This is a genomic window from Shewanella sp. SM55 (assembly GCF_025654025.1).
GTDB lineage: Bacteria > Pseudomonadota > Gammaproteobacteria > Enterobacterales > Shewanellaceae > Shewanella > Shewanella oncorhynchi.
On record NZ_JAKKRS010000007.1, the window covers coordinates 228,903 to 241,403 of the forward strand.

At 45.4% G+C, this 12,501-nt stretch carries 9 protein-coding genes and 2 rRNA genes; 2 read left to right on the forward strand and 9 right to left on the reverse strand.

The genetic code is table 11. The annotated features are described in order from the left end of the window. Window positions 1–89: 89 nt before the first annotated feature. From L5L91_RS11480 to L5L91_RS11495, 4 genes are all read right to left on the reverse strand, one after another. Window positions 90–554, reverse strand: coding sequence for a hypothetical protein (locus tag L5L91_RS11480; RefSeq protein ID WP_168823560.1), 465 nt, complete (start codon window positions 552–554; stop codon window positions 90–92). Next, the gene (gshA, locus tag L5L91_RS11485; protein WP_168823561.1) at window positions 551–2,200 is read right to left on the reverse strand and encodes a glutamate--cysteine ligase; all 1,650 of its coding nucleotides are present in this window, start codon (window positions 2,198–2,200) and stop codon (window positions 551–553) included. Before gshA ends, L5L91_RS11480 begins: the two co-directional genes overlap by 4 nt. 185 nt (window positions 2,201–2,385) lie before the next feature. Then, on the reverse strand, window positions 2,386–5,238 hold the full coding sequence (locus L5L91_RS11490) for a M16 family metallopeptidase (protein ID WP_263236580.1): 2,853 nt from the start codon (window positions 5,236–5,238) through the stop codon (window positions 2,386–2,388). A gap of 178 nt (window positions 5,239–5,416) precedes the next feature. Beyond that, window positions 5,417–5,842: a YqaA family protein gene (locus tag L5L91_RS11495; RefSeq protein WP_263160910.1), complete on the reverse strand. Its 426-nt coding sequence runs from the start codon at window positions 5,840–5,842 to the stop codon at window positions 5,417–5,419. A 291-nt stretch (window positions 5,843–6,133) separates the two neighbouring features. Here L5L91_RS11495 and L5L91_RS11500 point away from each other — a divergent pair, with 291 nt between their 5' ends. Together L5L91_RS11500 and L5L91_RS11505 are read left to right on the forward strand one after the other, a co-directional pair. Next, the gene (locus L5L91_RS11500; protein ID WP_263160912.1) at window positions 6,134–7,387 is read left to right on the forward strand and encodes a dicarboxylate/amino acid:cation symporter; all 1,254 of its coding nucleotides are present in this window, start codon (window positions 6,134–6,136) and stop codon (window positions 7,385–7,387) included. Window positions 7,388–7,619: 232 nt separating this feature from the next. Then, complete coding sequence (locus L5L91_RS11505) at window positions 7,620–7,787, forward strand: hypothetical protein (RefSeq protein WP_212601273.1); 168 nt, start codon at window positions 7,620–7,622, stop codon at window positions 7,785–7,787. 166 nt (window positions 7,788–7,953) lie between these two features. Here the strand turns inward: L5L91_RS11505 and L5L91_RS11510 are convergent, their stop codons facing one another. The 5 genes from L5L91_RS11510 to L5L91_RS11530 form a co-directional block, all read right to left on the reverse strand. Continuing rightward, window positions 7,954–9,084 carry a sodium ion-translocating decarboxylase subunit beta gene (locus L5L91_RS11510; protein WP_219234034.1) on the reverse strand — a complete coding sequence of 377 codons (1,131 nt, stop codon included), beginning with the start codon at window positions 9,082–9,084 and terminating at the stop codon, window positions 7,954–7,956. A gap of 8 nt (window positions 9,085–9,092) precedes the next feature. Next, a complete protein-coding gene (oadA, locus tag L5L91_RS11515) occupies window positions 9,093–10,919 on the reverse strand; it encodes a sodium-extruding oxaloacetate decarboxylase subunit alpha (protein ID WP_263160915.1) in 1,827 nt (608 codons plus the stop codon). An 11-nt stretch (window positions 10,920–10,930) separates the two neighbouring features. Continuing rightward, window positions 10,931–11,197, reverse strand: coding sequence for an OadG family protein (locus L5L91_RS11520; protein ID WP_263160917.1), 267 nt, complete (start codon window positions 11,195–11,197; stop codon window positions 10,931–10,933). Between the two features lie 911 nt (window positions 11,198–12,108). Then, window positions 12,109–12,224 (reverse strand): 5S ribosomal RNA (gene rrf, locus L5L91_RS11525). 139 nt (window positions 12,225–12,363) lie between these two features. After that, window positions 12,364–12,501: ribosomal RNA gene (locus tag L5L91_RS11530) — 23S ribosomal RNA — on the reverse strand; the annotation flags it as partial.

Sequence of the window (12,501 nt, forward strand, 5' to 3'; positions counted from 1 at the left end):
TTGCGCTTAGAAGATCTCAGCGCTAGAGGCTAAATCAATATGACTTAAATCAAATGCAGCTGGCTTACCACTTGAGCTTAACACTTTGGCTATTTCGTTTCGGGACTCAGCTCAAACTGACACTCATGATCTTCTTGCTGCCACACGCCGGGTTCCCAATACGCAGTGTCTTTACCCATATAGCGCTTATCAGTGTGAAATAACGCACCGATATGATAACGCTGATGACTTTCGACATTGAGCTTGAATACTTTGGGTGTCCGTGCGGCAAGCGTGACTGACAAACTTGGATCATCGATCAGCTCCGCAACGGTAAATTCATATTCGCCAGGCGCTAACTGATAATTAGGCTTAGAAACGACTGCCTGCCCGTTTAAATGGGTCACCACAACTCGATACCAGTGAGTACTGGCATCGGGCTGCAAATAACCCGACACAGTACCACAGCCCAGTGGATCTTCAGGTGACGCGGCGCAGCCAGATAACAAGGCACTGAACACAATCAAAGCTGCGCGGGCACGTAGGCCAGTGAAAGAGAATAACCCCTCTTTCACGGCTTCACTCCAAAGTAATCTTCCAGATAATCATCGAATGAAACTGCACTCTGCGCCGCCTCTAGTTCAGCTTGCTTGTTAAGCGAACTGGATGCTTCAGCTTGATACTGCGCTATGGTCTCGCTCGACAAGGGATAATCGATAAAGTATTGGTAGTATTGCTGCGCTAACGTCATTACCCACTGACCATGATCTTGGCCCTTGTTGATCACGTTTTGAAGTACTTGTCCCGACAGGGTTAAATTCGGATCTTCAGCCGCTTTGCGCCAATGGGCCAAAGCCACTTGATAATCCGTCCCCTCACCATCAAGCAATACTGCCAAAGGTTGCAAGGCATCAAACAACTCTTCTAACCAAGATTTAAGCGAACGTGAACCGTCTGCGGTTAATAACTCAAGCCCAGGTTTACGGCCTTCAAGCACCACAGCTTTAAGATTTGCGCTTAATCTCGCCTCTTCGCTCGCCTCAGACTTAGGCGACTGCGTTAATAAACAATAGAGTAGGAATAAATCAAGGAAACGCACTTGTGTCGCCTCAATGCCAACTGGGCTAAATGGATTAACATCCAGCGCTCTCACTTCAATGTATTCCACCCCAGCACGGGCCAGAGCTTCAGACGGTTTCTCGCCACTACGCGTGACCCGTTTAGCACGGATTGGCGAGTAGAACTCGTTTTCAATCTGCAATACATTGGCATTAAGTTGACGATACTCACCATCGACTTTAACGCCGATATTAGCAAAGTTTGCTGAAGGCATTTTAGTGGCAGCATTCACGCCAGCCAGATACTCAGGCAAAGAGTTATAGCTGATATTTAGATCTTCTTGCTCTTTGTTGGTGTAGCCTAAATCACTCATACGCAACGAAGTGGCATAGGGCAGATACAGAGTTCCGTGGCCCGTTTTTTCAAACTTGAGGTCGGTTTTTTGATCTTTAATAAAGGAGCTACATAACGCTGGCGAGGCACCAAATAAATAAGGTAGTACCCACACTAAACGGCGATAGTTACGGATCAAGCCGAAATAGGATTCTGAAATAAAATCATCGTAAGTTAACTCTTTATCACTTAACTCATACAGACTTTGCCATAATTCTTGCGATACCGAAAAGTTAAAGTGCACCCCAGAGATGATCTGCATCAGGGCGCCATAACGATAGGTTAACCCCTTACGATACAAGGTTTTCATCATGCCAGTATTCGATGAGCCATAGCGGGCAACGGGGATCTGTTGCTCATCTTTCACATAGCAAGGCATGCTCACGGGCCACAAACGCTGACCATTTAAGTGGCGCACGCTGAAAGCATGAGTCTCCGTTAACCCAGTGAGAAGTTGCTCAACATTGTGATTTACTGGCGTAATAAACTCGAGCAAGGCTTCACTGTAATCCGTCGTAATACGCGAATGCATTAACGCCGAGCCTAAGGCTTCGGGATGCGAGTCTGTAGCGAGATAACCAAACTCATCAATCCGCAACGCCTCACGTTCTATGCCACGTAACATACCCAAGAGTGCGGTGCGCCCATTGGCGTCCGAGAGATGTTGTACTAATTCATTGAATGACTTCAATTTGCGCTTCTCTAATTGGTGATTCGCTATCGCGACAAGGTTAACAGTCAGACCTTTATTTTGAGGCTTATCTTGCAAAATATGCCTCAAAATAAATCTAAACCTGTCTGTGGGGCAAGCCAAATTCACACCTTGTATGATTAAAAGCAGACGGTGACAGCTAATGCTGTCACCGTCTTTCGATGTAAATCCGGTAAATATAGGGCAAATAGTCGTTAACTAATGCACCCATCTATCTACCTATATAAGGGCGAAATACTAATTTACAATACTAAAGTTTCAATTGGATAGCCCAATACCGCTAAATCCGCTTCAATTGTCGCTTTATCTCCCACCACCAGAATCACCATTTTATTGATATCTAGCTCGGAAGCCGCGAGGGCATTGAGTTCATCTTTTGTTACAGTATTAATGATCTTGTCCTGTTGAGTCGTAAAATCTTGACTCAATTGGTAACGTTGGATCATCCGCATAAAGCCCGCTTTTTGATACGGTGTTTCATAATCAAGAGCTTGCCCTTGAGAGACTGAATTACGCATAAAGGCAAGTTCAGCATCTGTCATGCCCTGCTGCTGATAAGCACTGATTTCTTTTACAAACTCAATGAGTGCTTTCGCCGTCACGTCACTGCGAACGTTACTTGATGCGACAAAATCGCCCACTTCAGCACCGCCAGTAAAACGGGTGCGAGCACCATAGGTATAACCTTTATCCTCACGTAAATTTAGGTTGATACGGCTATTGAATGCGCCGCCTAACGGATAATTCATCAGATAAGATTTAAAATAATCGCCTGTGGCATCGTAGGGTAATGCGCGCTTGGCAATATTGATTACCGATTGCGCCGCACCAGGTTTATCAATCACATAAATTGTGCCGCCTTTTAATGCAGGGAGTGGCTTAAGTGGCGGTACCACAGCTGCTTCTCCTTTCCACTGGTTTAATCCCGCTAATTTAGGCAGCAATGCAGATTCAGATAAATTAGCAACAGTGACAATTTTAGCGTTGCCGCCTTGATACTGCTGGGCATAAAACGCTTTTACATCGGCTAACGTAAGCGCCGCGACAGAATCGAGCGTACCAAGATCATTCACACCTAACGCATTGTCTTTACCGTATAACAAAGACGACAACGCCGTATCAGCCAGATAGCTAGGATCGGACTGCATATGCTGGATCTGTTGTAATTGCTGTTGTTTCACTCGCGCAAAGTCAGCTTCGCTGAACGCTGGCTGAAACAGCTTTTCTTCCATAATCGCCAGCGTCTCATCAAAATGTGCTGTCAGAGCCGAGACTTTGATCGAACTTTGATATTCAGACGCACTAAAGTCGACACTACTACCTAGCATTTCTAAGGCTTGTGATAGTGCTTCACTGCTGCGCTTCTGGCTCGATTCATTAAGCATTTCCGCAGTCAGCGTTGCTAAGCCTGCTTTTTCGACGGGTATGAGTCTGTGGCCACCATTGAGATAAACAATTAACTCAACTGTTGGCGTTTCAGTACTTTGAGTGCCCATGACTTCGATGCCATTGGCTAAGGTTTTTGTCCAAATTTTAGGTACTTTGAGCATAGGTGCAACGCCAGATGCAGGCATCTTAGTCCGATCAAAACTTGAAACAAGTTCAGGCTTGGGCAAATCCCCCTCTACCGCAGAGTGTGCAATCGGCAACGTTGCTGGCGTGAAGTTATCCGCATGAGCAATAAGTGACGTCATTCCCTGCGGCACCACACTCATAACCACCATAGGTTTATCTTTAATGTATTGCTTAAACACGCGCATCACATCGTCTTTGGTCACATTGGCATAACGATTCAGATCTGAGGCAATCATGTTCGGATTACCCGACAGCGTTTGGTTCATCGCTAAGGTCGACACTTTGCCAGAAACACTCTGCAGGCTATAAATAGTATCAGCCTCAAACTGCACTTTGACTTTTTGCAAATCGTCATCGGTAACGCCACGTTGCTCAAACTCCTTAATCGAGTCGAGAATACGTTGCTCCAGATCCGCCAGTTTGCCGCCCTTTTCAGGATTGGCTAAAGCATAAATCGACATCTGACACGCAAGCTCTTGACAAGGATGACTCACATTAGCCTGCACGGCATAACCGTCCTTAACCAAGTTTTTATATAATAAGGATGTTTTACCACCACCTAAAATATTGGCTAACAGATCGAGCGCGGCCTCATCTGAATGTCTAGCGTATACGGTTGGAAAACCAATACGGATCAAAGGTAAGTGCACTTGATCTTCCATGGAGAGGTAACGCGTCTTGTCTAAGTTAACCAGCGCCTTTTGCTCTAACGAGACTTCAGGACCGCGGGGGATTTCACCAAAATATTTATTGACCCAGGCTAAGGTTTGCATTTCATCGAAATCGCCACCTATGGTCAAGGTCGCATTGTTAGGGCCATACCAACGTTGGAAAAAGTGTTTAACATCATCAACCGTGGCGCGATTAAGATCGTCCGGCCAACCAATTACAGGCCAAGAATAAGGATGACCGACAGGATACATAGCTTGGCTAAAACGCTCACTCATGCGGCCATAGGGCTGATTATCGATACGTTGTGCGCGCTCGTTTTTGACGGTTTCGCGCTGCACTTCGAATTTTTCACTAGTGAGTGCCGGCAACAAAAAGCCCATACGGTCCGACTCGAGCCACAACATTTTTTCTAATTGATTGTTGGGTACTGTCTCAAAGTAATTGGTTCTGTCGGTATTGGTCGTGCCATTTAGGGTACCACCGGCTTCGGTAACCACTTCAAAATGCTGTTCATCGGCAACATGCTGCGAGCCTTGGAACATCATGTGTTCAAATAAATGCGCAAATCCCGAACGCCCAGCTAATTCACGGGCAGAGCCCACATGATAAGTGACGTCGACATGCACTAAGGGATCGGAATCATCTTGATGTAAAATAACCGTTAACCCATTGGCTAATTGGTACTTTTTGTAGGGGATCCCTACTTGCGAATCGGCCAATTGCACATTTTCGATAAGTTTAACGCCTGTGGGCAAGTTCACCGTAGTCGTTTCAGATGCACAACCCGCAAGTGCGGCAGAAATTGCGACCGCTAATATCCATTTCTTCAAAACATTCCCCTCATACATCAATGGGCCAAAAATACAGCTTCATCATAGTGCTGCGTAGCGTCATAGTGCGCTTAAATGATTAAGCATTGGGATTTATGACTCGCAAAATTAACACTAAGTTCCTATCTATACAGTAAATTCAGTCTAAACGGAAAAACACTCCACACCCTTGACCATTAAATGCATCCTAGCGCCATCATGCCATCCATTGCAGCACGGCAGCGGCAACAATTAAGTAACGAATTGTTTTACCAATTAAAATAATCACCAAAGAGGGAATTAGTGGTAGCCTCAACCAACCCGCCAATAAACAGAGAATATCGCCGACAACTGGTGCCCATGAGAGTAACAACGCCCACACGCCGTAGCGTTCAATCAAGGCGAGCCCCTTTGCGTGTTTACCTGTCGCTAACGCTTCTGGTGATTTTGCGAGGCGACCTAAGCGGCCTAAGTAGAAACTGGTCATCGCGCCCAAGGTGTTACCAATACTGGCCACCACGACTAGCGCAACCCAAGCCTCTGGGGTATTGTTTAATAGCGCCATGAGTAAGACTTCAGATCCCCCCGGTAACAAAGTGGCCGCTAAAAAAGCGCCGGAGAACATAATACCTAACTCAGTCATAATGGCTTACTCAATGATAAATCTCTCTTTTTGTATTCAATGCGATGAGGTTTGCCATGGGTTAATTGAATGTTTCACTTAATCTTTTTACAACAAACTCACTTATCACAATAAGTTATAAGAAAAACGGTTTGTTATAACCCTAGCTCTGTCGATACAATGGTTAACTATGGCAGGCAATAACCATGCGCATGACTGAGAGCGCGTTAACATCACGCTCAACTCGTTAAATACGAATCCTATCATCGCAGGCCTATTGGCTCACTCTTAATTTATTTTTCTGGAATATGCATGATCCTTCAAACCATTAGCCGCATTCCGTTTTGGCAAAAAGTCTTAGCAAGCTTTATCTTAGGTGCGCTCGTTGGCGTTATTTTAGGTGAAAGCGCCACAGTGCTAAAACCATTAGGTGATCTGTTCATTGGGGCCATTAAGATGTTGGTCGCGCCTTTGGTATTTTGTGCCATTGTCGTGAGTATCACATCGCTCAACTCGCAAACCAGTCTGAAACGCCTGAGCTTGAAAACTTTGGGTATGTTCATGCTGACAGGCACAATCGCCTCTCTGATCGGCTTAGCTGTGGGCTCAATGATCGACATGGGTGGCACCATGCAACTCACAACGACTGAAGTGCGCGAGCGTAATATTCCCGGTTTCGCACAAGTGTTGCTCGACATGATCCCTGTAAATCCTTTTGCTTCACTCGCTGAAGGCAAGGTACTGCAAATTATCGTGTTTGCAGCTTTGGTAGGTATCGCTATCAATAAAGTCGGCGAGAAAGCAGAGCCATTAAAACGCACCATTGAATCAGGTGCTGAAGTCATGTTCCAACTGACTCGCATGGTCTTAAAACTCACTCCTATCGGTGTGTTTGGTTTAATGGCATGGGTTGTGGGTGAATATGGTTTATCGACTCTACTGCCTTTAGGTAAGTTTATCGGGGCTATCTACATTGCCGCTTTTATCCACATCATCTTTGTTTACGGTGGCTTAGTGAAATTTGTCGGTGGTTTAAGCCCACTGCAATTTTTCCGCAAAGCTATGCCAGCGCAGTTAGTCGCCTTTAGTACTTCCTCAAGTTTCGGTACTTTACCTGCGAGCACCCGCGCAGTCGAAACCATGGGTGTATCAAAACGTTATAGTGCCTTTGTGATGCCATTAGGTGCGACCATGAACATGGACGGCTGTGGGGGTATTTACCCTGCGATAGCCGCTATCTTCATCGCCCAGATTTACAATATTCCGCTCGACACACTGGACTATGTGATGATCGCCGTGACTGCGACAGTGGCTTCTGTTGGTACCGCTGGCGTACCAGGAAGTGCGATGGTGATGTTAACTGTCACCTTAGGTGTAATTGGTCTGCCACTTGAAGGCATTGCCTTTATCGCCGCGATTGACCGTATTATCGATATGATCCGCACAGCAACTAACGTAACGGGCGATATGATGACTGCTGTTGTGATTGGTAAATCCGAAAATGAACTCGATGAAGCACAGTTCTATTCGAACGACAATCAAGACGTTACACCTGTGAGTTCGTAGCAATAACAATATTGTATAAAAAGTATTAAGCTAAATAATCAGTACCATTGACCACAGTAAGAGACCGCTTCGGCGGTCTCTTTTATTATCCTACAAACGGTCTTTAATCTATTGGCTTTAGAAGCCACAATCAACTTCGACAGTCCCTATAAACTGCAAAATAGGTTACTCAAATAAGATCAAGCTGTTAGACTCTAAAACTACTCTAACTCACACTTTAGCAGAACAAACAATGACGAGACTCTTCCTTATCCCGCTGATCCTATGTTTGTTTTGGGCATTATTTTTAAAAGCCAACAAACTCACGCTAAAACAAGGCCAGCGAGGTTTTATCTACATTATCGGTATAGGTGGCGGGCTGATTTTAATCCTTATGGCATTACTCTGGTTAACGGCCTAGTTTAATACCAAGGATTCATTTTCTAAATTAGTGACTTAACAAAAAGCCAACTCAATACTGAGTTGGCCTTAGTGATAAAACAGCGTTAACGACTAGAATAAATTCGAAGATAAACCCGCTAAATTTACCCACTCAGTCAAGCCCAATCAGTTAACCCACTCTGTCATCAACCCAGCACGGCAAGTAAAATCCCCGCAGCCACAGCAGAACCTAGCACTCCCGCCACATTGGGACCCATGGCGTGCATTAACAAGAAGTTGTGTTGGTTGGCCTCTAATCCAACTTTGTTCACGACTCGTGCTGCCATAGGTACAGCCGACACCCCTGCGGCACCAATCAACGGATTAATCTTACCACCCGACAACTTACACATCAGTTTTGCCATCAATACACCTGCAGCAGTACCAATGCCAAATGCTAACGCTCCCAATACCAAAATTCCTAAGGTTTCAAGCCGCAGGAATTGGTCGGCTGATAACTTAGAACCGACAGCTAATCCTAAGAAAATCGTAACGATATTGATAAGCTCGTTCTGCGCCGTTTTCGATAATCTATCCACTACGCCTGATTCACGCATCAAGTTACCAAGACAAAACATGCCCACTAACGGCGTAGCCGCAGGTAAAAAGAGAATCGTTAATCCCAGTACCATCAAAGGGAAAATGATCTTTTCCTTTTTACTGACTTCGCGCAACTGCTCCATTTTAATTTCGCGCTCGGCTTGAGTTGTCAGTAACCGCATGATCGGCGGTTGAATAATCGGGACTAACGCCATGTAGGAATAGGCCGCGACCGCAATCGCCCCCAATAACTCAGGCGCCAGTTTTGAGGCAAGGAAAATCGCCGTTGGTCCATCAGCACCGCCAATAATCGCAATGGCCGCCGCGTCCTTCATAGTGAACTCAAATCCCGGCACTAAGTTCAGCGCTATTGCGCCAATCAGTGTCGCAAAAATCCCAAACTGCGCAGCAGCCCCTAATAACAGAGTTTTAGGATTCGCGATCAAGGCACTAAAGTCGGTCAGCGCACCAACACCCATAAAGATCAACAGTGGGAACACCCCAGTCTCAATCCCAACATGATAGGCGTAATACAGGATGCCACCTTCTTCGGTAAATCCCGCATGGGGAATGTTCGCCAGCACTGCACCAAAACCAATGGGCAACAATAGCAAAGGCTCAAAACCACGCACGATGGCGAGATACAAGAGCAAAGCGCCCACTGCCATCATCAACACTTGCCCGCCAGTAAAGTGAGCGATTCCCGTCTCGGCCCAAAAAGCCATTAAACCTTCCATAATGACTCCTACGCCAAGGCCAATAATTGAGAACCCACAGACACTGAGTCACCTTCTTTCACCCAGATCTTAGCGATAATGCCATCGCCCTGTGCACGAATTTCAGTTTCCATCTTCATCGCCTCAAGGATGATCACGACATCGCCTTCACACACTCTATCGCCTGGAGAAACATGCACTTTGAAGATGTTGCCCGACAAAGGCGCGCTCATTTCAAGCCTGATTTCACCATGGCTTGTTGATGGCGTTGTACTCTCAGTCACAGATTGCACAGCATGAACACTTTGTCCCTGTGGCTGGATTTGCGAGATCTCACCGCCTGCGGCGACTTCAACTACGTACTCTTGCCCTTCGACAGTTACCGTGTAGGTTTCAGGGCCACGATCCGTAATATTAGAAGCAGCAAGTACCGAAGTCAGCTCAGGCTTAGGCTCAAAGGCGTTCGGATCGTCACGATTCTTTAAGAACTGCAATCCTATTTGTGGGAAGAGTGCATAGGTCAGCACATCATCGTCATGCTCTGAAGATAGGCGAATGCCTTGTTCCTGTGCTTTATCAGCTAACTCAAGCCGTAATTTAGCCAGCTCTGGCGTTAATAAATCAGCAGGGCGACATGTAATGGCTTCGGCTCCTTGTAAGACTCTCGCTTGCAATGCGGCATTGACTGGCGCAGGCGTCGCGCCATATTCGCCCTTAAGCACGCCTTCAGTCTCTTTAGTCAGTGACTTATAACGCTCCCCCATCAACACATTAATGACCGCCTGCGAGCCGACAATCTGCGATGTAGGTGTCACTAAGGGCAAAAAACCTAAGTCAGCACGCACGCAGGGAATTTCTTCCAAGACCAAGTCCATCTTATCGGCCGCGCCCTGTTCCTTAAGTTGGCTCTCCATATTGGTCAGCATGCCACCAGGCACTTGTGCACGTAAGATCCGCGAATCAATGCCTTTCAGCGCGCCTTCAAACTTAGCGTACTTCTTGCGTACTTCACGGAAATAAGCGGCAATCTCCTCAAGCAATACCATATCGTAACCAGTCGCACGCTCAGTATCTTCCACCATAGCGATAACTGTTTCAGTAGCAGTATGTCCATAGGTTTGGCTCATCGACGAAATTGCCGTATCGAGCACATCGATACCCGCTTCAATGGCTTTCTGGTAAGTGGCGGTACTTAATCCTGTCGTCGCATGGCAATGCATAGATAACACTAGTTGCGTTTGGGATTTTAGTCGACTGATAAGCTCAAACGCTTCCATCGGCTTAAGCAACCCCGCCATATCTTTGATACACAAAGAATCACATCCCATATCTTCGAGACGTTTTGCCATATCAACCCAAGTCTCTATGGTATGCACTGGACTTGTGGTGTATGAGATCGTCCCCTGCGCATGGCCGCCAACTTGGCGCACCGCTTTCACCGCAGTTTCGAGATTACGAACATCATTCATTGCATCGAAAATACGAAATACATCGACGCCATTAGTATGAGCACGCTCAACAAAACGCGTGACTAAATCATCGGCATAATGGCGATAACCTAATAAGTTTTGGCCACGCAGCAACATTTGCTGCGGCGTATTCGGCATTGCCTTTTTCAACTCACGAATTCTGTCCCAGGGATCTTCACCAAGATAACGAATACAGGCATCAAAAGTCGCCCCGCCCCAAGATTCCAATGACCAGAAACCGATCTTATCGAGTAACGGCGCTATAGGTAACATGTCATCAATGCGTAAGCGCGTCGCTAAAATGGATTGATGCGCGTCCCGCAATACGACATCAGTTAAAAATAATGGCTTAGCCACTGCTGTCGTAGAATTAGATACAAAAGTCATACTGCTCCCCATTACTTAATCTGTGAACGATACTGCTTTACCGCTAGTGAAATCGCAGCGACCAAGCTTGGATCTAAAGGTTTAGCATCAGATTGCGCTACCCTCTGCTGACTTTTAGCATGATTTTTAGCAAAACGTGCAGATGCAGTATCGACTGCACACCAACGCGCAACCAAATGAATCCCAAGGATTAGTACACTTAAAAATAAATAAACTAAGCCCATCCCCAAAAACATAATGCCAACGGCATCCAATAAAGATTGCGTTACATCCTCCATATCTCCCCTACCCCTTACTCTCTAGATCCCTATCAACAGCGCGATTGCCCGAAAATCATCGCTATCGCATTACAAGTTCAAAATTCATCAAATGAACAGCTCCAAACTATGGTTCTTCCGTAAACAGACACATAGCGACCACCAATCAGAAAAATTGAATAAAAAATCACATTTCAAAGCTAACTAATCACACAACAAGAAAACCAGCTGAACTCAACCTGCTACGAACATAACCAATTGATAACAAAAAAACCATATCAGTGTAAATTGGTCTTACCAACATTAAGTAAATCCACAGGCGGCAAGTTATTAATCCTCATAAATCGAGCGATTAATTCAATATTCCATAATGAAAAAAGCATAATGTTGGATTTAAGCTGAAGTGATGTCTTAGGCTAAAAAATGATTCCTAAATTGAAAACAACGAGCATAGGAATAAACCAAGTGAAAAAATATGCAAATTTAACAATCCAAGCTACTGCCATCTGACTAAGTGGCAAAATAAAAATGAATATTGTTCTGAAGACATTGTTTGAAGAAGAGGAATGGGTTCAATTCAGCAAATTAAATCAACTTAAATGCCCCCTAGATACCAACACAGAGCAGTGCCTAGCAATACGGTTGGTGTGTGGAACGGCTATCTTAAAAGATAAGCAACAGTGCTACCTGAGCTAGAGCTCAGGCGTTTAGTTATGCGCAGAATTAAGCAATAGGACGAGAACGAAATAGGAAATCCTAGGACCGACAAAGAACTCAGTAATTGAAATGGCTAGTGAGTTGGTGAGTTGGTGAGTAAAAATAGCGGAGAAACATGCAAGCTGAAAGAAAAACTGACTAATTTCTACAAATTGCAGACGCAAAAAAGCCAGCTTATCAGCTGGCTTCGTTGCATCTCAATGAGATAATTAGGCGCTTGGCGATGACCTACTCTCACATGGGGAGACCCCACACTACCATCGGCGCGTTTGCGTTTCACTTCTGAGTTCGGGATGGGATCAGGTGGTTCCACAAGGCTATTGTCACCAAGCAAATTCTGCTTATTACCGTGTCCATCTCTGGCTCACGCTAATAATAATTCGGAAAGCTGATTTGCTTTGTTTGAGTTCAAACTTTATCAAGTATCTGTATTCTATCTAAGGTCGCTTAGCAAAACCCATCTGGGTTGTATGGTTAAGCCTCTCGAGTCATTAGTACATGTTAGCTCAACGCCTCACAACGCTTACACACCATGCCTATCAACGTCCTAGTCTCGAACGGCTCTTTAGAGGAATTAAATTCCTAGGGATGACTCATCTTAGGGCTCG